At 50.5% G+C, this 22,011-nt stretch carries 20 protein-coding genes and 1 pseudogene; 8 read left to right on the plus strand and 13 right to left on the minus strand.

Annotated features, from left to right (window positions below; translation table 11 throughout):
- Positions 1-61: 61 nt before the first annotated feature.
- The 8 genes from cysA to HA49_RS08505 form a co-directional block, all read right to left on the minus strand.
- The gene (gene cysA, locus HA49_RS08470; RefSeq protein ID WP_038022060.1) at positions 62-1,150 is read right to left on the minus strand and encodes a sulfate/thiosulfate ABC transporter ATP-binding protein CysA; all 1,089 of its coding nucleotides are present in this window, start codon (positions 1,148-1,150) and stop codon (positions 62-64) included.
- Entirely contained in the window at positions 1,140-2,015 is an 876-nt protein-coding gene (cysW, locus tag HA49_RS08475; RefSeq protein WP_038022061.1) for a sulfate/thiosulfate ABC transporter permease CysW, read from the minus strand. Before cysW ends, cysA begins: the two co-directional genes overlap by 11 nt.
- Positions 2,015-2,848: a sulfate/thiosulfate ABC transporter permease CysT gene (cysT, locus tag HA49_RS08480; protein WP_038022062.1), complete on the minus strand. Its 834-nt coding sequence runs from the start codon at positions 2,846-2,848 to the stop codon at positions 2,015-2,017. Before cysT ends, cysW begins: the two co-directional genes overlap by 1 nt.
- Positions 2,848-3,852 carry a thiosulfate ABC transporter substrate-binding protein CysP gene (gene cysP, locus HA49_RS08485; protein WP_281177707.1) on the minus strand — a complete coding sequence of 335 codons (1,005 nt, stop codon included), beginning with the start codon at positions 3,850-3,852 and terminating at the stop codon, positions 2,848-2,850. Before cysP ends, cysT begins: the two co-directional genes overlap by 1 nt.
- A 247-nt stretch (positions 3,853-4,099) precedes the next feature.
- On the minus strand, positions 4,100-4,999 hold the full coding sequence (locus HA49_RS08490; RefSeq protein WP_038022067.1) for a Dyp-type peroxidase: 900 nt from the start codon (positions 4,997-4,999) through the stop codon (positions 4,100-4,102).
- Positions 5,000-5,123: 124 nt separating this feature from the next.
- Positions 5,124-5,735 carry an RpoE-regulated lipoprotein gene (locus HA49_RS08495; protein ID WP_046791779.1) on the minus strand — a complete coding sequence of 204 codons (612 nt, stop codon included), beginning with the start codon at positions 5,733-5,735 and terminating at the stop codon, positions 5,124-5,126.
- 63 nt (positions 5,736-5,798) lie between these two features.
- Positions 5,799-6,254: a DUF2919 domain-containing protein gene (locus tag HA49_RS08500; RefSeq protein WP_038022069.1), complete on the minus strand. Its 456-nt coding sequence runs from the start codon at positions 6,252-6,254 to the stop codon at positions 5,799-5,801.
- A 47-nt stretch (positions 6,255-6,301) separates the two neighbouring features.
- The gene (locus HA49_RS08505) at positions 6,302-6,727 is read right to left on the minus strand and encodes a GNAT family acetyltransferase (RefSeq protein ID WP_038022070.1); all 426 of its coding nucleotides are present in this window, start codon (positions 6,725-6,727) and stop codon (positions 6,302-6,304) included.
- A gap of 235 nt (positions 6,728-6,962) precedes the next feature.
- Here HA49_RS08505 and amiA point away from each other — a divergent pair, with 235 nt between their 5' ends.
- The 5 genes and pseudogenes from amiA (at position 6,963) to ampH (ending at position 13,245) form a co-directional block, all read left to right on the plus strand.
- Positions 6,963-7,820 (plus strand): N-acetylmuramoyl-L-alanine amidase AmiA, encoded by an 858-nt coding sequence (amiA, locus tag HA49_RS08510; protein WP_211259064.1) that lies wholly within the window; start codon positions 6,963-6,965, stop codon positions 7,818-7,820.
- A gap of 36 nt (positions 7,821-7,856) precedes the next feature.
- Complete coding sequence (gene hemF / locus HA49_RS08515; protein ID WP_038022071.1) at positions 7,857-8,765, plus strand: oxygen-dependent coproporphyrinogen oxidase; 909 nt, start codon at positions 7,857-7,859, stop codon at positions 8,763-8,765.
- Between the two features lie 200 nt (positions 8,766-8,965).
- Positions 8,966-9,916, plus strand: a complete 951-nt coding sequence (gene tal / locus HA49_RS08520) for a transaldolase (protein ID WP_038022073.1) — start codon at positions 8,966-8,968, stop codon at positions 9,914-9,916.
- Positions 9,917-9,961: 45 nt separating this feature from the next.
- Positions 9,962-11,957: pseudogene (gene tkt / locus HA49_RS08525) on the plus strand (transketolase).
- Between the two features lie 148 nt (positions 11,958-12,105).
- A complete protein-coding gene (gene ampH, locus HA49_RS08530) occupies positions 12,106-13,245 on the plus strand; it encodes a D-alanyl-D-alanine-carboxypeptidase/endopeptidase AmpH (RefSeq protein ID WP_038022074.1) in 1,140 nt (379 codons plus the stop codon).
- On the opposite strand, the gene HA49_RS08535 is transcribed toward ampH, so the two are convergent.
- Together HA49_RS08535 and ansP are read right to left on the minus strand one after the other, a co-directional pair.
- Positions 13,242-14,294, minus strand: coding sequence for a DUF1176 domain-containing protein (locus tag HA49_RS08535; RefSeq protein WP_038022075.1), 1,053 nt, complete (start codon positions 14,292-14,294; stop codon positions 13,242-13,244). The two genes, ampH and HA49_RS08535, sit on opposite strands and share 4 nt — an antisense overlap.
- A 221-nt stretch (positions 14,295-14,515) precedes the next feature.
- The gene (gene ansP, locus HA49_RS08540) at positions 14,516-15,979 is read right to left on the minus strand and encodes an L-asparagine permease (RefSeq protein WP_038022077.1); all 1,464 of its coding nucleotides are present in this window, start codon (positions 15,977-15,979) and stop codon (positions 14,516-14,518) included.
- A gap of 566 nt (positions 15,980-16,545) precedes the next feature.
- Between ansP and HA49_RS08545 the strand changes: the two genes are divergently transcribed.
- The 3 genes from HA49_RS08545 to HA49_RS08555 are packed head-to-tail and all read left to right on the plus strand — an operon-like array spanning position 16,546 to position 18,265.
- Positions 16,546-16,929 (plus strand): ArsC family reductase, encoded by a 384-nt coding sequence (locus HA49_RS08545; protein WP_245610172.1) that lies wholly within the window; start codon positions 16,546-16,548, stop codon positions 16,927-16,929.
- Entirely contained in the window at positions 16,929-18,056 is a 1,128-nt protein-coding gene (dapE, locus tag HA49_RS08550; RefSeq protein ID WP_038022078.1) for a succinyl-diaminopimelate desuccinylase, read from the plus strand. Before HA49_RS08545 ends, dapE begins: the two co-directional genes overlap by 1 nt.
- A 20-nt stretch (positions 18,057-18,076) precedes the next feature.
- Positions 18,077-18,265, plus strand: a complete 189-nt coding sequence (locus HA49_RS08555) for a YpfN family protein (protein ID WP_038022079.1) — start codon at positions 18,077-18,079, stop codon at positions 18,263-18,265.
- 68 nt (positions 18,266-18,333) lie between these two features.
- Here the strand turns inward: HA49_RS08555 and ypfH are convergent, their stop codons facing one another.
- From ypfH to ypfJ, 3 genes are all read right to left on the minus strand, one after another.
- Positions 18,334-19,029 carry an esterase gene (ypfH, locus tag HA49_RS08560; RefSeq protein ID WP_038022735.1) on the minus strand — a complete coding sequence of 232 codons (696 nt, stop codon included), beginning with the start codon at positions 19,027-19,029 and terminating at the stop codon, positions 18,334-18,336.
- A 70-nt stretch (positions 19,030-19,099) separates the two neighbouring features.
- Positions 19,100-21,103, minus strand: coding sequence for a tRNA(Met) cytidine acetyltransferase TmcA (locus tag HA49_RS08565; protein ID WP_038022081.1), 2,004 nt, complete (start codon positions 21,101-21,103; stop codon positions 19,100-19,102).
- A complete protein-coding gene (ypfJ, locus tag HA49_RS08570) occupies positions 21,100-21,978 on the minus strand; it encodes a KPN_02809 family neutral zinc metallopeptidase (protein ID WP_038022082.1) in 879 nt (292 codons plus the stop codon). Before ypfJ ends, HA49_RS08565 begins: the two co-directional genes overlap by 4 nt.
- Positions 21,979-22,011 lie beyond the last annotated feature (33 nt).

The raw sequence follows: 22,011 nt of genomic DNA on the forward strand, positions 1-22,011 counted from the left end.
CGAAAACAGCCTGTTCACTGTGATAGCGCCAGGCTGTTTTACAGACGATGGAATGAAAATATCAGGCAGTTTTGGCAAAGGCAACAGGCTGAACTAACTGTTCGCCCTGATAGACCCTGGCTTTATTCACTCCGATATACAGTTTATCACCCCGGGCCGGGGGATTACCTTCATGCTCATAGACCAGGGTCAGGTCTCCGCTTGCCCATCCTTCAGGTTGTACGACTAATTGCCAGAAATGACCGCGTGGGCTGACCTCCACGACTTTAACAGGCAAAGGTGTCGCTTCACTTTGGCCGCGGCTGATATCGGTTTCCCACGGACGCAGAAACAAATCCACTTCTCCCTGAACAGCTGGGGTAAAGTCCAGCGGCCATTGGTGGCCAGCGACCTGCAGCTTATTGCCAACAAGCTGACCCTGCAGACGATTAATCTCTCCAAGAAACTCCAGCACAAATCGTGATGCGGGTTGCTTCCAGACTTGCTCCGGAGTACCGGTTTGTTCTACATTCCCCTGACTCATCACAACGATGCGGTCAGCGACTTCCATCGCCTCTTCCTGATCATGGGTGACAAACACACTGGTGAACTGTAACTCTTCATGCAACTGACGTAACCAGCGGCGTAATTCTTTACGCACCTGAGCATCCAGAGCCCCGAAGGGTTCGTCCAGCAACAGGATGTGTGGGTCAACCGCTAGCGCCCTTGCCAGCGCAACCCGCTGTTTTTGGCCGCCAGATAACTGTGCCGGATAGCGCCCAGCCAGATGAGACAACTGAACCATCTCCAGCAAATTCAGCACCTTCTTACGGATATCCGCCTGGGAAGGACGTTCCCGGCGAGGCAAGACGGTCAGGCCAAAAGCAATATTGTCAAACACCGTCATATGCCGGAACAGGGCATAATGCTGGAACACAAAGCCAACATGGCGATCGCGGGCATGCAAATGGCTGACATCGCGGTCACGGAAGGAAATACGACCGCTGTTTTGATGTTCCAGTCCGGCAATAATGCGTAATAAGGTGGTTTTACCGGAACCTGAGGGCCCCAGCAAGGCCACCATTTCGCCTGAAGAAATATCCAGGTCAATATCGTTCAGTACCGGGGTTTTGCCGAAAGACTTATTAATCTGATGAATATTAATGCTCATAGTTGCCGTCCTGTTGCTGACGCTGTTGCTGACGTTCCAGTCGCCATTGCAGTGCGCTTTTCAAAAATAATGTCACAATGGCCATCAGGGCCAGTAATGCTGCGGCCGTAAATGCCCCGACTTCATTGTAATCCTGGTGCATGAGTTCAACCTGCAATGGCAAGGTATAGGTTTCACCGCGAATAGAGCCGGAGACTACCGATACCGCTCCAAATTCACCTAACGCTCTGGCATTGGTCAGTACCAGTCCATACAGCAATGCCCAACGAATATTTGGCAAGGTGACCCGACGGAACATCTGCCAGCCACTGGCACCTAACAGGATTGCGGCCTCATCCTCCTGGCTCCCCTGGCTCAACATCACCGGGACCAGCTCGCGAATAACAAACGGACAGCTGATAAAAATGGTGACCAGAACCATACCCGGCCAGGCGAACATAATCTGAATATTATGAGCATCCAGCCAGTGCCCCAGCGGGCCATTAACTCCCCAGCACAACAGGTACAGTAAACCGACAACAACCGGAGAAATAGCAAACGGGATATCAAATAACGTCAGTAATAACTGACGGCCTGGAAAATTAAACCGGCTGACCAGCCATGCCAGTAAGATCCCGAACACCAGATTTACCGGCACAGTGATCAGAGCAATCATTACCGTCATCCAGATGGCGTGTAACATGTCCGGATCGGTCAGACTATGTAATGATGCGACTACCCCTTTACCCAATGCCTGCCAGAAGATGGAGATTAAAGGCACAACCAGCATCAGAACCGAAAGCAGTACCCCCAGGCTAATCAGCAAAAAACGGCCCCAGCGAAACTGTGATTTAGCCGCATAACTGCCGGAAGTTAATTCAGTCATTAGTGGCCTCCCAGACGACGACCGTAACGGCTCTGCAGTACATTAATCCCAAATAAGAGTAACAATGATGCCGCCATAATCACCGAAGCAATCGCGGTGGATGCCGGAAAATCAAACTCCTGCTGACGGATGAAAATCATCAGCGAAATCACCTCGGTTTTCCAGGCAATGTTCCCGGCAATAAAGATGACTGCGCCAAATTCGCCCAGACTACGGGTAAACGATAGCGCGGTACCGGCAAGCAAGGCCGGAGCGACTTCAGGGAGTATCACACGGTAAAAAGCCTGCCAGGGGCTGGCGCCCAGTGTCTCCGCGGCTTCTTCATATTCCGGTCCCAGTTCCTCCAGTACCGGTTGCACGGTACGAATCACAAAAGGAATACTGGTAAATGCCATAGCAACTGCAATACCCAGCCAGGTGTAGGAGACTTTAATTCCAAACTGTGCCAGCCATTCGCCATACCAACCGGTCGTCGAGAAAATTCCCGCCAGCGTCAGACCTGCCACAGCAGTCGGCAGAGCAAACGGCAGATCCATTAATCCGTTAAGCAGCGTTTTCCCCGGAAACTGATAGCGTGTCAGTATCCAGGCCATTAGCATGCCAAACACTGCGTTAAAAGCCGATGCCAGTGCGGCTGATAAAATAGTGACCTTATACGCGGCTACCAGTTCCGGTTCAGTCACTACGTGCCAATAATCAGCCCAGGTCATTTTTGAAAGCTGAATGACCAGCGCACTCATCGGCAGTAATAGTACCAGGCAGGTAAAAAAGAGACTGGTACCCAGACTTAATCCAAATCCGGGCAACACCCGTTTATGACGCACAGATTTCATTACTCATGTCCTGCTGACTGCAATTTATCAAATTCTCCGCCATTGGCGAATTGAGTCTTCATAGCGTTATCCCAACTGCCAAAAACATCTTCAACACGGAACAGCGAAACATCCGGGAAACGTGCTTTATTTTCAGCCATTAGCTTCGGATCGTTAACACGATAATAGAAGCCAAGAATGACCTTGCGGGCTTGTGGAGTGTAGAGAAATTGCAGGTATTGTTTTGCTGCGTCCTCTGTCCCGTTTTCTTTGACGTTTTTATCTACCCAGGCCACCGGGAATTCTGCCAGGATGTTGGTTTTCGGAACCACCACCTCAAACTCAGATTTAGGGTATTGCAGGCGAATATTATTCACCTCTGATTCAAAGCTTATCAGGACATCCCCCAGCCCACGTTCAGCAAAGGTCGTAGTCGCTCCCCGGCCGCCGGTATCAAATACTGCAACGTTTTTCACAAATTGCGTCATAAAGGCTTCAGTTTTTGCCTGATCATTACCATCAGCTTTGGAGGCGGCGCCCCAGGCTGCCAGCCAGGTATAACGACCATTTCCGGAGGTTTTGGGATTAGGGAAAACCAGTTGAACTCCGCTGCGGGTTAAATCAGCCCAGTCATGAATATGTTTAGGGTTTCCTTTACGGACGAGGAACGCCATGGTGGAATAAAACGGTGAACTGTTATTTGGCAAACGGGTTTGCCAGTTTGCGGGGATCAGATTGCCACGATCATGCAGAATCTGTACATCAGAGACCTGATTATAAGTCACCACATCGGCCCGTAATCCCTGCAAAATAGCCAAAGCCTGCTTTGATGAGCCACCATGAGACTGACGTATTGTCAGTTTATCTGCGGGATGAGCCTGATCCCATTGCTTCTCAAATAACGGATTCAATGCAGTGAATAATTCACGGGAAACGTCATAAGAACTGTTAAGTAAAGTTGTAGCATTGGCTGCACCAGCCGTCATCAACGTCAGTAATGCAGCACCGATCCATTTTTTTCCCATAATATTCATTGGCCAACCTCTGAGTACTTGAGCGGCACCCGTTAGCCGCATAATTAGTGTATTTATTTCTCAGGGTAAAGCTGTAGCGGTTTTATATACCGTTTATTGCTTTAAAAGTTTAAAAATGCATAAGGGGATGGAATTGCGGACCAACTGCGGCTCAAACTTCAGGGCTTCGGGCAAAAACTAACAGCCATAGCCTTTTATAACATTAAGAGATACCGGCGACCATGGCTGCGAATTGAAATCAAAGGCGGGTTAACTGACTGAGCGAAGGGGCATAGAAGTAGCTGCCACTGACTGGTTTAGAGAAACGCAGTAATGCATCGTATTTCCCGTCCGTTTCACCAAACATACTTAGCAATTGCTGCTCAATATTATGCAGACGTGCACAGTAAGCAATAAAGTAGAGTCCATGCGTCCCGCTAACCGATCCGTAGGGCAGGCTCTGGCGTAAAATCTTCAGCCCTGCCCCATCCTCTTTCAGATCGACGCGACTCAGATGAGAAGTCACTGGCCGGGATTCAGCCGGCAACTCTTCATTGGTCTGTTTTGTACGACCAATCATCGCTTCCTGTTTTTCCACCGGCAGTTTGTTCCAGGGGGTAAGATTATGTATCCAGCGCTGAGTCAGTACATAACTGCCCCCGGCATCTTCACCGTCAGCAATAATCGCTACCTGATGACGTTTTTCACCCTGAGGATTTTCGGTACCATCAATGAAACCACTCAGGTCGCGATCTTCTACCCAGCGAAAGCCCTGGGTTTCCTCGCGAATATCCAGTAATGGACCCAACAGCTCCATTGCAATCTGACCTAGCGCAAAATTGACATCCTGACGTTGTGACTGAATATGAATCAGCACGTCACTCTGGGTTGCCGGAGCCATACCTTTACCCAGCGCCCGAAACGGCTTCAGCTCCGGGGCCGACGCTGATGAGGAGTTCATCTTACGCCATATCTCATCGCCAAAAGCAATCACACTACCCAGGCGGGCATCAGGATATTTTTGCTGCAATTCTGCCTGGCGGTCGAGGAATAAACGTATCTGAGGTCCGGCTTGCGCCGTATCAGCTCTAAAAAATCCCTCCAGCCAAAGTCCTGCACGACAATGTTCAGGCAATATACCACTCTGATAGTCTGCCACTACTCACATCTCCGGAATTAAGTAAAAACAGTTAATTTTTAATTAATTATACCGGAAATGTGATTCAAAAACTTATTGTAGATCAGAAGATTATTTCATCTGAGTATTAGCGAATCATCAGCGACTATTGTTGCCAGATAATCCGTGACAGGGTCCAGTTTTGCAGTGTATCGTCGGCCGGCATTATCCCCTGTGGACCATGCCATTCTCCCTGATATTCCAGAAGGATATGCTGGCTACCAGGCGCACGGCAACTGACAACATCACCATTAGCCGTTGGCTGGCAATGACCAAAGGCTTTGCTGTAAACCCGGGAGAACTTGCTGCCAATTTTCACCCCGTCAGAGGTAGCGACTCCGGGGTCAGATACCTCGATACGCGAGACCGTACTCTGGCCCTGAATGTTCAGCATTACCTGACCGTCTTTCAAAGCCTGCCAGAAAGTGACAATCTCGCCTTTTTCGGTACGCATACCCTCCCGCAACTGATAATGACTGCCTAATCCGCTACGAATGCCGGACTCAGTCATCGGTGTCATGCTGTTTAACCCGTCAACTCCCTGTTCAGTCACCTCCAGTGAAGACCCGAACCAGTGCCAGGGCAATGCAGATGACCAGGAATACGTCAGTGGGTTCCACCATTTAACACTATCGGTACTATGATTGGTTTGCGAAGTACCGGCACAACCGCTCACGATTAGCACACCGGTAAGCAGTGTGGTTTTCAATAATTTCATCGACATTTCTGTCCCTTTTACATTTGTTCAATGTCAGCTTGGAGTGATAAAACCGTAAAAAGTTTATTCGACGGCAGAAGAGTCGGGGATAAAACAGTCCCGTAATCTATGGTTCGCGAGCAGCCAGTAAGCGGATAACAGATCAAAGATCAGTAAAATGACCGGCAACGGCGACTGTTCTAACAGAACATAATTGAGTTGTGTCAGTTGCCAGCCGAACGTTATCAATGAACCGGCGACCAGCACCCAGCGCCAGGCCGACCACAGACGCATCATCCGCTGGCGGTAACCACTAAGTAAAAATGCTGCCACAGCGATCAGTCCCAGTGCCAGACCAGGATAAAAACCTTGTCTGTCCGGATAAAATAAACTCAGCAATGTCTCGCCCTGCTGCCTTGACGCACCAGCAATCACTAAGACTATCCAGGTACGTGCCTGTAGTATCAGAATCAGCCAGAACAAAAAAGGCAGTTTAAGCTGCCCTTTACTGTCATAATTTTCGGGAGAATAGTGAATCAATGTTAATTAGTTATCCTGGTATAGTGTGAAGATCCCACGCATTAATCTTAATATTCCCGATCTTCAATCAGCCGCTTCCCGAAAAGAACGGAATCAACGATTTCGTAATCCAGCTTTTCATAAAAACCCATCACCGCGTCATTCTCTTCCCGAACCATCAGATGAACTTTAGGACATCCCCTGGCAATGAGTTTTTTTTCCAGCCGGTTCATCAGAGCATTGGCATAACCACGGCCCCGAAAATCGGGATCAACCCCCAGATAGTAGGCTGAACCACGGTGTCCGTCATATCCGCCCATCAGAGTAGCCACCACCTGCCCTCCGGCCACAGCCACCAGAAACAGATCCGGGTCATGCTGCATTTTTCTTTCAATATCCATTTCAGGATCATTCCAGGGACGTAATAAATCACAACGCTCCCATAAGGTAATGACCTCATCAAAATCTTCCTGGCGAAATCCACGAATTTCCATCGCGATGCCCCTGTAGTCACTGATATTGGCTGATTATGGCGTTTTACACTTTATCTGCAACCCTGTAAGACTCACAAAAGCAGAAAAAACTACCTTTTGTAAAGAACAGAACTGCAATACTCGGTAAAAGGCTGAAATATTTGGCTGGTCGCAATAATCTGAATGTTACGATATAACAAAGGGGTGACGATTTATTATTTTAATCCGGACGGAGATGGAACTGCAGATGAAAAAAATGTCCCTACTGAAACAACTGGTCAATCGCCGCCAGTTAATCTTTTCCGGCCTGGCGCTGGCCGTGTTGTCTCCACGAGCCGTATTAGCACGGGAGTCATCAATTAAATCCACTCCAGGCAGTCATCCTGCAACAAAAAAAACTGCCACAAATGGTAAGTTTATTGTCATGATCGACCCAGGCCATGGGGGAATTGACTCCGGCGCAGTGGGAGAAGAAGGCTCCATGGAAAAACATGTGGTGCTGGAAATTGCCGGCACTATACGTCAGTTACTGAGTAACCATCCGCATATAGAAGCGCGCCTGACGCGTGACAGCGATCATTTTATCCCGCTTTACCAAAGGGTTGAAATCGCCAGTCAACACGGGGCGAATCTGTTTATGTCTATTCATGCGGACGGTTACACAAGTCCTGAAGCTCATGGTGCATCAGTCTTCGCTCTGTCAAACCGCGGAGCTACCAGTGCTATGGCCCGTTACCTCTCAGAGCGCGAGAACGCGGCCGATGATGTGGCCGGATTAAAAGTACGGGAAAAAGACCACTATCTGCAGCAGATCCTGTTTGACTTAGTTCAGACCAATACCATCAAAAACAGTCTGACCCTGGGTAAACATGTATTGGATAAAATTCGCCCGGTTCATCATCTGCATAGCCAGCACACTGAACAGGCGGCTTTTGCGGTACTGAAATCACCTTCTATCCCTTCAGTTTTGGTGGAAACCTCATTTATTACCAATCCGGCAGAAGAGAAATTACTCGGCTCCACCGCCTTCCGCCACAAGATTGCTACGGCGATTACCGAAGGAATTGTGAATTATTATAATGAATCCGCTATCCACAACCGGCGGGTAAGTTAGGTATAATCAGCAAAATCCCACAATATATGATGTGATATGAACGTTCCCGACAAAAATCAGGTCAAGGAGTTCCTGCTGTCACTGCAGGATAAAATTTGTCAACAGCTGGCTGCCGCCGATGGAACTACAGAATTTTCGGAAGACAGTTGGCAACGTGAAGCCGGGGGTGGCGGGCGTTCTCGTGTTCTGCGCAATGGGGCGGTCTTTGAGCAGGCAGGCGTTAACTTTTCTCATGTATATGGTCAGGGTATGCCAGCCTCGGCCACCGCACATCGCCCCGAACTGGCCGGACGTAGCTTTGAAGCTATGGGCGTTTCTCTGGTGATTCATCCTCATAATCCCTATGTTCCGACCAGCCATGCAAATGTCCGTTTTTTTATTGCTGAAAAACCAGGAGCCGACCCCATCTGGTGGTTTGGAGGTGGTTTTGATCTGACCCCTTACTACGGCTTTACAGAAGACGCCGTTCACTGGCACCAGACCGCAAAAGACCTCTGTCAGCCTTTTGGGGACGATGTTTTTCCGCGTTATAAAAAATGGTGTGATGACTATTTTTACCTGCGTCACCGTGACGAACAACGAGGCATTGGCGGTCTGTTTTTTGATGATCTGAACAGCCCTGACTTTGAGCACTGTTTTGCTTTCACCCGCGCCGTGGGCGAAGGTTTTACACAGGCCTATCTGCCGATAGTGGAACGTCGGAAATCTCTGCCCTGGGGAGAACGTGAACGCGAATTCCAGCTATATCGCCGTGGCAGATACGTTGAATTTAATCTGGTGTGGGACCGTGGCACCCTGTTCGGTTTACAAACCGGCGGCAGAACGGAATCCATTCTGATGTCCATGCCTCCTCAGGTTCGCTGGGAATATAACTATCAGCCACAACCCGGTAGTCCTGAAGCTGAGTTATATCAGCATTTTCTGCCCGTTAAAGACTGGGTTTGATCACGGCTTCTGCTGCGGGAGAACAAGCATTTACAGCGTTCCCGCAGCTATTTCCGCACTTTTCATCCGCTTACCTTTCACTATTATCGGAGAAAACATATTTTCTTCGCGCACAAAATCCGGCAGAGTGTTAAATTCCTGTTATCAGTTATTCCGTGTACGATGGAATAATTTGCTCATAAAGGATGAGAATCCGTTTCATGAACCAGCTCGATGCGTTAAAAAAATTCACAACCGTAGTCGCTGACAGTGGAGATATACAGTCAATTCGCGATTACCAGCCACAAGATGCAACTACCAACCCTTCTCTGGTCCTAAAAGCCGCTGCATTACCTGCCTGTCAGCCATTAATTGATGATGCTATCCGCTACGCTAATCTGCAGGGGGGCAATAAAGAGACCCGAATCATAAATGCCAGCGACCGGGTGGCTGTCAATCTGGGAGTTGAAATTCTAAAAAGCATTCCGGGAAGAATTTCGACAGAGGTCGATGCGCGATTATCATTTAACCGGGGGATGTGTGTGGCCAAAGCAGAAAAACTGGTCAGAATGTATGAAGAACAAAATATTGACCGGTCGAGAATTCTGATTAAGTTAGCCTCCACCTGGGAAGGCATTAAGGCTGCTGAGGAACTTGAGCAACTGGGCATAAACTGCAATCTTACCCTGCTCTTTTCCTTTGCCCAGGCCCGGGCTTGCGCTGAAGCGGGAGTATATCTGATTTCGCCATTTGTCGGCCGTATCTATGACTGGTATCACAGCCGCAATCCTGAAACCTCTTATCAGGCGGATGAGGATCCCGGAGTAAAATCGGTGCGTAATATTTACGACTATTATAAGAAGCATCGTTATACAACCATAATTATGGGGGCCAGCTTCCGTAATACCGGGCAGGTTCTGGCGCTTGCTGGCTGTGATCGCTTAACGATTTCTCCGGAATTACTCCATGCGCTAAAAAACAGCGACTCCCCGGTGGAACAAAAACTTCAGGCGTCGGTGGAAGCATTTCATCAACCAGCACCATTGTCCGAAGATGAATTTCGCTGGCAACACAACCAGGATGCCATGGCAGTAGATAAACTGGCGGAAGGTATTCGACAGTTCGCCACAGACCAGCAAAAGCTGGAGGATATGCTGGCAGCCCGGCTCTAATTGCTTAATTTCATATAATTATCCTTTAATCAGGTGGAAAGAAATATGCCCTCACATAAAGAACTCGCCAATGCGATTCGCGCTCTCAGTATGGATGCCGTTCAGAAAGCCAATTCCGGTCACCCGGGTGCCCCTATGGGTATGGCGGACATCGCCGAAGTGTTATGGCGCGATTACCTGAACCATAACCCGCAGAACCCGTCATGGAGTGACCGTGACCGCTTCGTGCTGTCCAACGGCCACGGCTCAATGCTGATTTACAGCCTGCTGCACCTCACCGGTTATGATCTGCCGATTCAGGAACTGGCGAACTTCCGTCAGCTGCACTCACGCACTCCGGGCCACCCGGAATACGGCTACACGCCGGGCGTTGAAACCACCACCGGCCCTCTGGGACAGGGGATTGCCAATGCCGTCGGTTTCGCGATTGCTGAACGCACCCTGGCGGCACAGTTTAACCGTCCGGGCCATGACATCGTCGATCACCACACCTACGTGTTTATGGGCGACGGCTGTATGATGGAAGGGATCTCTCACGAGGTCTGCTCACTGGCCGGCACCCTGAAACTCGGTAAGCTGATGGCGTTCTATGATGACAACGGTATCTCTATCGATGGTCACACCGAAGGCTGGTTTACCGATGACACCGGACTGCGTTTTGAAGCTTACGGCTGGCATGTGATCCGTGGTATCGACGGTCACGACAGCGAAGCGGTGCGTAAAGCGATTGAAGAAGCCCGTAGCGTCACAGACAAGCCGTCACTGCTGATGTGTAAAACCGTGATTGGTTTCGGTTCACCGAACAAAGCCGGAACTCACGATGCACACGGAGCCGCGCTGGGTAACGAAGAAATTGCACTGACCCGTAAACAGCTGGGCTGGAACTATCCTCCGTTTGAAATCCCTGCCGATATTTACGCGGCCTGGGATGCCAAAGCGGCCGGTCAGGAAAAAGAGCAGGCGTGGAACCAGAAATTTGCCGCTTACCGCGAAGCCTTCCCTGAGCTGGCCAAAGAGTATGAGCGTCGTACCACCAGCCAGCTGCCGGCCAACTGGCAGGCAGAATCTCAGAAATATATTGAGCAACTGCAGGCGAATCCGGCGAATATCGCCAGCCGTAAAGCCTCACAGAATGCGATTGAATCTTTCGGCAAACTGCTGCCGGAATACCTGGGCGGCTCTGCTGACCTGGCGCCAAGCAACCTGACCATGTGGTCCGGCTCCAAACCGATTAACGAAGACCCGGCCGGTAACTACATCCATTACGGTGTCCGTGAATTCGGTATGACCGCGATTGCTAACGGTCTGGCTCTGCACGGTGGTTTCCTGCCATACACCGCCACCTTCCTGATGTTCGTGGAATATGCCCGTAACGCGGCGCGCATGGCCGCCCTGATGAAAATCCGTCAGGTACTGGTCGTATACCCAATGACTCCATACGGTCTGGGTGAAGACGGCCCCGACTCATCAGCCGGTAGAGCAACTGGCCAGCCTGCGCACCACGCCTAATATGAGCACCTGGCGTCCGTGTGACCAGGTGGAATCTGCCGTGGCCTGGAAATATGCCATTGAACGTCAGGAAGGACCGAGCGCCCTGATTTTCTCCCGCCAGAACCTGACCCAGCAGCCGCGCAGCGCAGAGCAGCTGGCGAACGTGGCCCGTGGCGGTTATATCCTGAAAGACAGTGAAGGCCAGCCGGAACTGATCCTGATTGCGACCGGTTCAGAGGTTTCTCTGGCGGTGGAGGCGGCAGACAAACTGACTGCTGAAGGGCGTAAAGTGCGGGTGGTTTCTATGCCATCCACCGATACCTTCGACAAACAGGATGCAGCGTACCGTGAATCTGTACTGCCTGCGGCCGTCAGCGCCCGAGTGGCAGTGGAAGCAGGAATTGCCGACTACTGGTACAAATACACCGGTCTGAACGGTGCGATTGTGGGTATGACCACCTTCGGTGAATCTGCTCCGGCGGACCTGCTGTTTAAAGAGTTCGGCTTCACCGTAGATAACGTGGTGGCGAAAGCGAAAGCGATTCTGTAACACCTTATCCCCCGGCATACCGCCGGGGGATAAGTTCAAAAGCGTAACGATTCTCATATCAGGAAACATAAAAAGCGTCATTGTCCCCTTTTCGTTGGCCGGAAACTCTTTAAAATATTCCTTTTCATTTTCCCAGGGACACTCTCGATTGAAAAAGCGCTCTTCTTTGCTGTTAGCTCTGGTTGTTTCACTGTATTCAATGTCTGGCGTTGCCGGGGTCACTCCTTCTCCTGAACTGACATCACAGATTGTCGACCGTTATGCCAACCATATTTTCTATGGCAGTGGCGCCAGCGGCATGGCAATGGTAGTGATTGATGGCAACCAGCGGGTGTTTACTGGTCTGGGGGAAACCCGTCCCGGGAATAATATCCGGCCACAGAAGGATTCAGTGGTCAGGATTGCCTCACTGAGTAAGCTGATGACCACTGAAGTGTTGGTGAAATTATCTAAATCCGGGACTGTCAGACTCAATGATCCGTTGAGCCGCTATGCTCCGCGGGGTGCAGTGGTTCCTGCCTGGCACGGTAACAGTATCCGGTTAATTAACCTTGCGACCCACAGCGCCGGGTTGCCACGCGAAATGCCGGGAGGTAAAGCACATCGCCCGGTATTTATCTGGCCAGTCCGCAGTCAGCGCTGGGCCTGGCTGGCGCATGCAAGGCTAAAATATGCGCCGGGAACTGAAGTCTCCTATTCTAACCTGGGATTTGATTTGCTGGCAGATGCTCTGTCGAGGGCAGCAGCCAAACCCTATCCACAGCTGCTGCTACAACTGGTTACCCGACCTTTGGGGATGAAAGATACCACCTTTACGCCATCTCCGGATCAATGCCAACGGCTGATGGTGCCGGAACAAAGCGCCAGTCCTTGTAATAACACCCTGGCAGCTATCGGTAGTGGTGGTGTTTATTCCACACCTGATGACATGGGACGCTGGATGCAGCAATTCCTGAACTCGGTCGGTCATCCACGTAGCCCGCTGGCAGGTGAACTGCAAAGAATGATTTATCCGCGTTCATCGCTATTACGGGTGAATGGTATGGATGTGGCTGGCCATGCGGATGCTATTGGAATGGGCTGGCTACACATGGCTGCGACGGACGACTCCCCTGCTCTTATTGAGAAAACCGGTGGCGGAGGGGGCTTTATGACCTATATCGCCATGTCTCCGCAGAATAATGTTGGTGTATTTATTGTGGTTGCCCGTTCATCATTAAGTCATTTTTCACCAATGAGCAACGGCGTAAACGAACTTATTGCCGAACTGGTACGAAATCACCGTTAAAAATGGTTTCCCGCAGAGTCAGGAGCCTGCTCAGGCACCGCTGACCAGATGACTGGCCAGCGGTCTGCGGAATGCCAGCGGTCGCAGACGCTCTCGCTGGCAAACTGTTTAAGCACAAACTGTTGACCATCAAATTGCCAACGACTCAGTGTCCCGCAATCTGCCAGGTAACGCCCCCATAACACCGTAGTCAATACCCTGGTAGTCGGGTCATACCCGGCGTTAGTTAATTCAAAATTATCCCCCGTCTGGACCTCCTGAGAAAAAGGCAAACGGAAAGTCAGTTGTCGCGCCTCTGGCGGGGAATTACGGTTAATCAGCCATGCCTGATAAAAAGTGTTATAGGCGGCGCTTTCACAACTAATCAACAGCAACGCCCGCGTATCACTCACAGGCGCCACTTTAATCTGCCGGAACACGGGTTCCAGCGAACAGGTCTGCAAACTGATTTGTGAAATACCGTAATTGACGAAATAGTTTATTTCATCACGGGACAGTGGTGTCGGCGGTGTCAATCCTGATTCAACCACCAGAGTTTGTGATGAGTCTTCCTGCCCCTGAGTCGAATTACTCAGGTTAGCCCGGATTTCCGATACTTTTCTTAGAAACTCTGGCAGAGTTGTTAAAGACAGGGTCGCATGAACATCGTCCCCGACACTGAGTTTAATCGAATGGCTCAGAAGGTCGAGTAAACTTTGTGCCATTCGGGGATCATCGGTGACGACTGAACGGGGATCACTCTGCAGGTCGGGCTGCGGCCACGGGTGATCATCAATCATCAGTCTTTGTACCAGTGTTGACTGACTCGCTTTGGCTGACGCGTTCGGAGGATGATAATCAATACGCAACCAGTCGATAGTCGACTCACCTGCCCGCCGGTAAAAACTGACCACCAGGCCACTTCCGTGATCAATACTCCTTGCCTCGCAGGAGGCAAAATTATTACAGCTTAACTCCCAGTCGGAAAATACCTTTTGCACCGGTTGTGCCGACAGGCGACCAGTCACAGATATTAACAGCAATAACAGTATTGCTTTGGGTCGTTGCATACAAATGTACCGGGAGAAACCTGCAAGGCACTGACAACGGCCAGAATACCTGCTAAAACAGGTATCATCCGGAATGATTTAACGCGGCTCAATCGGAATCTTCGGACTCTTCCCGCACGGTGAGCGAATAGATCGTCACACCATGTCCTGGCCGCAAAATGCTGCGGATAAAAAAATACCCTGACAGTGCAGGGTATCCTGAAAAACACTAGCTGCAGTTATTACGCATCATGATGAATATCGTCATGTTGCTGAGCAGTAATCATTTGCACCCGTTTACGAACACAGTACCAGCCAATAATCAGCAAAATGATAATTAACGGAATACACGCCACTGTGTAGGTCCCGGTAGGATAATCAAACGCCATAAGCACAATAACGCTAAACAGGAACAGTAATGTCAGCCAGGAGGTAAAAGGTGCACCCGGTAATTTAAAGCTGATATCATCGGCTTTACCTTCTTTGATAGCCTGGCGCAGTTTCAGCTGGCAAAGTACGATGAATGCCCACGAAGATACGATCCCCAGGGACGCAAAATTCAGAACGATTTCGAAGACCTGACCCGGCACATAGTAGTTAAGTACTACCCCAATCACATACACGCCGATAGTCACAAGGATACCAGCGAAAGGTACCTGCTGACGGCTCATCTTAGACATAAATTTTGGCGCGGAACCGCCCATCGACATCGAACGTAAAATACGACCGGTGGTATACAGACCTGAGTTCAGGCTGGACAATGCCGCGGTCAGTACCACAATATTCATGATACTACCGATGTAAGGCACGCCCAGTTTCGAGAAGAAGGTTACAAATGGGCTCTGACCCGCCTGATAAGCATTCCACGGCAACAGTAATACCAGCAGTAAGACTGATCCGACATAAAACAGACCGATACGCCAGATAACGCTGTTTATGGCTTTCGGCACCATAATCTTCGGATTTTTACACTCACCCGCCGCTGTACCTACGAATTCGATGGAAACGAAAGCAAACACAACTCCCTGAATCAACACCAGTGCCGCTAACAGGCCGTGAGGAAAAATACCTCCATTATCACTGATCAGATGGAATCCGGGCTGTACACCGTCCAGAGGTTTACCGCTCCCCAAAAACACGACACCAACAATCAGGAAAATGACAATAGCCAGCACTTTCACCAGGGCGAACCAGAACTCCATTTCGGCGAACCATTTCACACCGATCATGTTCATCGTACCCACCAGCGCCAGGGCTGCCAGAGCAATGACCCACTGCGGGATATCACCAAAAGCTCCCCAGTAATGCATATACAATGCAACTGCCGTGATATCGACGATACCGGTCATCGCCCAGTTAACAAAGTACATCCACCCTGCAACGAATGAAGCTTTCTCACCCATGAATTCACGTGCATAGGAGACAAAACTCCCACTGGAGGGCCGGTGCATAACCAGTTCACCGAGGGCACGCAGAATAAAGAATGAGAAAATACCGCACACCAGATAGACTAACGCAAGTGCCGGGCCTGCATCTTGTAGGCGGGAACCTGCTCCCAGAAATAATCCGGTTCCAATGGCACCACCTATGGCAATCATCTGAACCTGACGGTTACCCATCTCTTTACGGTAGCCACTGTCATGTGAATTAAGCCATTTGCGTCGTGCCGCACGTAGCTCTTCAGCTGTTTTTTTTGTATGTTTCATATTTTTCCTGTTTGTCCTGACCACCCGCAATACATAGTAATCGTTTGCGTACTTATGCGGAGGTTATCTCTTCAACCTTGCACAGCCACACGATTTTGCCATAAGAAAAACCGGGCGCTGAATCCTACCCGCTTAAGACAGTTGCCGTAAAGCCCTGTAAATCAAAGCGAAGACTTTCTTATGATGGATATCAAAATAAAACGTCATAAGTTATTGTTATGAGATGTGACGTACCTGTCCCTCATCGCAGCAGTAGCAAGCAGCGTTTCCGGAAATCACAGGTCGCGACAACATTCAAACGACAGCGGATTTTGCCTTGGATTAGCCATTTTTTCAGTAAAAATTTTGCCTGTAATAAAGGATTCTGCCCGTTTTGTAACTCAGATAACATGTTTCTCCGACCCTGCCAGGGCTTTGACAGGCGGATCCGGGTGGTGAAAACCTTCACCAGAGTGGATCAAAGCAGGTGTTTACGGCATTATCACTGGCATACAACAAAAGCACCGCCACCTATCAGCGGGCCTGACCACGCTGGTGACACTCTCTTTGACAGGTAGTCGTATTGAATGATGAACAGTGATACCCCCTCCCGCCTGACGATGTACGGCATTAAAAACTGCGATACTATTCGTAAAGCCCGACGCTTCCTGGAAGATCAGGGCGTGGAATACTATTTTCACGATTACCGGGTCGACGGACTGGACAGCACGCTATTACACACTTTTATCGACACTCTGGGTTATCAAACCCTGCTGAATACCCGCGGCACCACATGGCGTAAACTGCCGGAGGAGACGCGGGCAGCCGTCACTGATAATCAAAGCGCTTTACAGGTTATGCTGGAAAACCCTGCGGTGATTAAACGTCCGCTGCTGTGTGCAGCCAACAATGCCATGCTGACCGGTTTTGATCCGGCCGCCTACCAGACGTTTATTCAGGAGAATCTCTGATGTTTTGCCCGGTGATAGAGCTTACACAACAACTGATACGTTGCCCTTCGGTCAGCCCGGAAGACGCGGGTTGTCAGACACTGTTAATCGACCGATTACAGGCCATTGGTTTTAAAATTGAACTGATGAATTTTGGTGATACCCGTAATTTCTGGGCCACCCGTGGGGAAGGTGAAACACTGGCATTTGCCGGCCATACTGATGTGGTGCCACCAGGTGAAGCAAGGCACTGGATTAATCCACCCTTTGAGCCGACGATTCGTGACGGCATGCTGTTTGGTCGGGGTGCAGCGGATATGAAAGGCTCACTGGCAGCCATGGTGGTTGCGGCTGAACGTTTTGTCACTATGCACCCTTATCATCGTGGCCGGCTGGCATTTATGATTACTTCCGATGAAGAAGCTAGCGGAATCAACGGGACGGTAAGAATGGTCGACACACTGATGGCACGTCAGGAACGACTGGATTACTGTCTGGTGGGCGAACCTTCCAGTACTGAAGTGGTGGGAGATGTGGTCAAAAACGGCCGTCGTGGGTCCATTACTGCGAATCTGACCGTTCATGGGGTACAGGGACATGTTGCTTATCCGCATCTTGCCGACAATCCGGTTCACCGCGCCATGCCTGCTCTGAATGAACTGGTCGCAACCGTCTGGGACAATGGTAATGAATTTTTCCCGCCCACCAGTATGCAGATTGCCAATATCCAGGCCGGCACCGGCAGCAATAACGTTATCCCGGGCGATCTGTTTGTCCAGTTCAATTTCCGGTTTAGCACCGAACTGACCGATGCCATGATCCGTGAACAGGTTGAGGCTCTGCTGAACCGTCATCAACTCAGATACAGTCTGGAATGGAATTTATCCGGCCAGCCCTTCCTGACATCTCAGGGAAAACTGGTCAATGCGGTAGTAAAAGCCGTTCAGCACTATAATGAAATTAAGCCTCAGCTTCTGACCACCGGAGGTACCTCTGATGGCCGGTTTATTGCCCGGATGGGAGCACAAGTGGTGGAACTGGGGCCGGTAAATGCCACGATCCACAAAATTAATGAATGTGTAAAAGCATCCGATCTGCAACTACTGAGCAGGATGTATCAACGGATCATGGATCAACTTGTTGCCTGATCACTGAAGGAGCTACAGTCATGGAATGGTTGAAACACTATTGGTGGGTCATTGTTATCCTGTTTATGATCGGTATTTTGGTTAACGTTTATAAAGATTTAAAACGTGTCGATCCCAAAAAATATCTGGATAACAAACCCGAACTGCCCCCGCATCGTGATTTTAACGATAAGTGGGATGATGATGATGACTGGCCCGCTAAGAAATAATCCGCTACGGGTAATGCCGCTGGTCCCGGAACTTCGGGTCAGCGGCATATTGTGTAAGAACACAGGTTTCAGATCATCGGAATAACATCATCTTGTCCCGGAGTACTGCCGCTCAACGCCTCATCAAAATAACGCTTAGGTACGGTGTACTTCAGATGATTAATCGCCAGTTGCAGACTTTTCTCATCAATGGCATGGGGTAAATCTTCCACGCAATCCAGTGTCACATCGCCCCCCGCGCCAATGAGCCACTCTGCCGCCTGTTCGGCTCTTTTATACGGAATAACTTCGTCTTCATCACCATGAATCAGATGGACAGTCGTCGCCAGCGATGCGGTCACCGGTGGCGTATTATAACTTCCGGATAATATCACTGCCCTGCCGGCCAGTTCAGGGATTACTTTCAGTGCCTCGAGAATCATAATTCCTCCCTGAGAGAATCCGACTAACGCTGTCGCCGCAGCGGTCACTCCGGTCTGAACTTGCCACTCTTTGACCAGTCCGGTGAATTGCGGCATCACTTTATCGATATTATTTTGCCGTAATGTGACCGAGCAGTCCTGCTCGCTAAACCATTCACTGCCCCCCGCCATAAGTTGATGAGGACCACCAATGGAGATCACATGCGATTGTGGGAACGCCTGTGCAAACCACTGGCCAATTCGGGCCATAGATGTCGGATTATCCCCACTGCGATGAAATAATAAAAACAACTGAGTCCCCGGGCCTGCGGGTGACTGCACAACTACCTGTTCAAGATCCATAATATCCTCCTGCTGATTACTATAGCCTGCCAGCCAGCGAGCCACACGCGGAAGATTTTGACCATAAGGGTCAAATTTTCCGTAACTGGTCCAGTTTCTGCTGCCACTGTACTGACTGTTGAGGATCCAGAGTGACCAATTGCTGAGAAATCTGTTGCCTTAACTGCCGTAACCAGGCTTTTCGACCACCGGATGCCACGATACTTTGATTCAGTGCTTTATCCTCATTACACGCTGCCAACAAGGATGGAGGGCATGGAGTAACAGCACACAAACGCATCAGCACCGGATATGAAGTTTCAAAAGGCCGGCTTCCCCAGGCAAATCCGGCCAGTTCCTGCCAGTCTGCATCACTCAACCCCTGAATATCCTGCTGCGCAGGCCGAATTATCTCTGACGGTAATTTCTCCAGCCAGTAAGGTGCGGCAAAGGCCAGGTTCCTCCGCAGCCATTGCTCAGCTTCCGCGGTAAAACGTGATGCTCTGTCACTTAATGGCAATACTGCCATTGCAGTATAACATCCACTGCTGGCTTCCCGCTGGCTGCCGACTCTGACCAGACGAAACCCACAACTGCGCCAGAATTGCCAAAGCTCTCCGGTCAGTCCAAAACTGACCGACAAATATTCACAGTCAGGGCCTGCTCCATTGATAGCTGCACTGACCAGATCTCTGCCGATACCCTGTCGCCTGACCTGAGGATGCACTGCCACCCGACTGATACGCAATGAACGCATCATCGCAGCTTCAGGAAAACCACTATGAGCCGCCAGCGACTGAGCCACCAGATTTCCTTTCGGACGACGAAAACCTGCCCATATGGCTTCACTCAACACACGGCTAAGTCCACCCTCTTCCAGCAACCACAAGGCACCGTGAATTTCGGTAGCTGTTTGTGCCAGCCAGAAATGCATACCAGGGGCATCCATCATCCGGCGCAGATCCAGTGGCGTAGTCCGGTAGTGGGCACTGCTTAACAACTGGTAGACCGCACGGGCTTTTTGCGGGGCCGATTGCCAACAATCCTGTGGCAACCGGCATATCTCCGGGATCTTCTCAGACAGGGGCGCAACGACTTCATCAAACAAAAACAGATGATTGATAAAACGTTCCAATGGATCCCCTGCGGCCCAGCGTAATGGATCGGACAAGCTAAAAAATTTTACCGCAGGTAACGAGGCGCAGAATTTTAGCAGGAACCCACGGCCCGTGCCTTCATAACCCTGGACCGTCGTGGCTAATAAAACATGCCGGAAGTGGCTAATCATTTGCCCTAACAGAGGTGCAGGAATAGCTGCGGCCTCATCCACAATCAACCAGTCTCCGTCACGAGGAGGGTCGGCCAGTAATGCATCAGGAGCGACAAAACGGAATGCTTCACCCGCAAATTGTCGCAGAACATCAACCGAGGTTTTCGCCGGTGCGGTAATCAACGCCCCGGGACGACTTTTTGCCAGCATACCCGCCAGAGCTGATTTTCCCCTGCCACGTGGCGCCGTCACGACTGCCACTCCAGGAGGTAATGACTGAAGTTGTTCCAGCACCGCGCGCTGTTGCACACCGGCAGCAGACTGCCAACGGGCTGGCACTGTCAGTGGCGGTATATCCGGTGACTGATACTGGTACCAGTAGCTGATATGACTATCGCTGGCCAGTACCGTCTGCAGATGCTGCATAAAATAAGGTGTCGCAATAGCCTCAGGCGTGTCTGCCCAGCGCAGGCTGTCCTGACAGAGTCGTCGTGTCCATTGTTCGCGGGGCGGCAATAACAACAACAGCCAACTGCCTGGCAGCAGTGTTCCGGCAAGGCAGGCCAGGGCTTCTGCATGAAACCCTCGTCGGGCATCGAAAATGGCATGCATAAACTCGCGTCCAAGCAGACCTCTGACCGCTGAAGGTAACACATGAGGTTCCGGCGCCTGGGGGGCCGGACTGACAGTCAGCCAGTTTCCGGCCACGGATTGCCGGATATCCGTGGCCGCGCTTATCACCCAGTCATCACTGCCACAGATAACACAAATGCGTCGGACTCCGGCCCGGCGCATCTGTTCACTGCCAGATTGCCAGTCGGTCATCCGGCGGAGAAAGTGTTACATTGCGCAGGATTGCCACTGTCAAAACCACGCTTAAACCAACTGTAACGTTGCTGAGAAGTACCATGGGTAAAACTATCCGGCACTATACGCCCCTGACTTTGTTGTTGCAGTTTATCGTCACCGATGGCTTCTGCGGCATTAAGAGCCTCCTGCAGATCACCGGTTTCCAGCACATTTTGCTGTTGCATGTAGTGTCCCCAGACACCGGCAAAACAATCTGCCTGAAGTTCGAGCTTCACTGAAAGATGGTTTGCTTCCGTCTGAGTACTGCGTTGCTGTTGCTCTCTGACTTTTTCTTCAATCCCCAGCAGTTTCTGTACATGGTGTCCAACTTCATGGGCGATGACATAACCATCAGCAAAATCACCACCAGCACCCAGTTTATTTTTCAGTTCATCATAAAACGACAGATCGATATACACTGTCTGGTCGGCCGGGCAATAAAAGGGGCCCATCACGGACTGACCGGTGCCACATCCGGTGGTGGTCTGCCCACGATACATGACCAGTTTTGGGTTCACATACTGCTTGCCCATTTTCTGAAAAATTTCACTCCAGGTATCTTCCGTGGAAGCCAGAATCACCGAAGTGAACTTCGCCGCCTGTGCATCAGAGGAGCTTTGCACATGCCCCTGACTTTGAGACTGCGTAGTGGTGACACTGCTGCCCCCTCCCCCCAGTAACGGAGTCAGGTCATAGCCATAATAACCCGCGACAACCACGACTATCAGGATGACTATCCCGCCTTTACCTCGTGGAATCCGGATACCGCCACCGCCCATACCACCACTACCTGAAGACTGATCGCGACGATCTTCCACATTGTCGCTTTCACGACGCCCTTGCCAACGCATCTGTTACCTCTGTTATTTTTTTTTACATTCTGA

This window comes from Tatumella morbirosei, assembly GCF_000757425.2.
Classification (GTDB): Bacteria; Pseudomonadota; Gammaproteobacteria; order Enterobacterales; family Enterobacteriaceae; genus Tatumella; species Tatumella morbirosei.

Excerpts from the sequence above, each read along its gene's own strand:
- HA49_RS08555 (WP_038022079.1), top strand. The coding sequence starts at position 18,077 with ATGGAATGGTTGAAACACTATTGGTGGGTCATTGTTATCCTGTTTATG.
- cysT (WP_038022062.1), bottom strand. The coding sequence starts at position 2,848 with ATGAAATCTGTGCGTCATAAACGGGTGTTGCCCGGATTTGGATTAAGT.
- HA49_RS08495 (WP_046791779.1), bottom strand. The coding sequence starts at position 5,735 with ATGAAATTATTGAAAACCACACTGCTTACCGGTGTGCTAATCGTGAGC.
- amiA (WP_211259064.1), top strand. The coding sequence starts at position 6,963 with ATGTCCCTACTGAAACAACTGGTCAATCGCCGCCAGTTAATCTTTTCC.
- HA49_RS08545 (WP_245610172.1), top strand. The coding sequence starts at position 16,546 with ATGATGAACAGTGATACCCCCTCCCGCCTGACGATGTACGGCATTAAA.
- ypfH (WP_038022735.1), bottom strand. The coding sequence starts at position 19,029 with ATGGATCTTGAACAGGTAGTTGTGCAGTCACCCGCAGGCCCGGGGACT.
- cysP (WP_281177707.1), bottom strand. The coding sequence starts at position 3,852 with ATGGGAAAAAAATGGATCGGTGCTGCATTACTGACGTTGATGACGGCT.
- HA49_RS08505 (WP_038022070.1), bottom strand. The coding sequence starts at position 6,727 with ATGGAAATTCGTGGATTTCGCCAGGAAGATTTTGATGAGGTCATTACC.
- HA49_RS08535 (WP_038022075.1), bottom strand. The coding sequence starts at position 14,294 with ATGCAACGACCCAAAGCAATACTGTTATTGCTGTTAATATCTGTGACT.
- dapE (WP_038022078.1), top strand. The coding sequence starts at position 16,929 with ATGTTTTGCCCGGTGATAGAGCTTACACAACAACTGATACGTTGCCCT.
- cysW (WP_038022061.1), bottom strand. The coding sequence starts at position 2,015 with ATGACTGAATTAACTTCCGGCAGTTATGCGGCTAAATCACAGTTTCGC.
- cysA (WP_038022060.1), bottom strand. The coding sequence starts at position 1,150 with ATGAGCATTAATATTCATCAGATTAATAAGTCTTTCGGCAAAACCCCG.
- ypfJ (WP_038022082.1), bottom strand. The coding sequence starts at position 21,978 with ATGCGTTGGCAAGGGCGTCGTGAAAGCGACAATGTGGAAGATCGTCGC.
- ansP (WP_038022077.1), bottom strand. The coding sequence starts at position 15,979 with ATGAAACATACAAAAAAAACAGCTGAAGAGCTACGTGCGGCACGACGC.
- HA49_RS08565 (WP_038022081.1), bottom strand. The coding sequence starts at position 21,103 with ATGACCGACTGGCAATCTGGCAGTGAACAGATGCGCCGGGCCGGAGTC.
- tal (WP_038022073.1), top strand. The coding sequence starts at position 8,966 with ATGAACCAGCTCGATGCGTTAAAAAAATTCACAACCGTAGTCGCTGAC.
- hemF (WP_038022071.1), top strand. The coding sequence starts at position 7,857 with ATGAACGTTCCCGACAAAAATCAGGTCAAGGAGTTCCTGCTGTCACTG.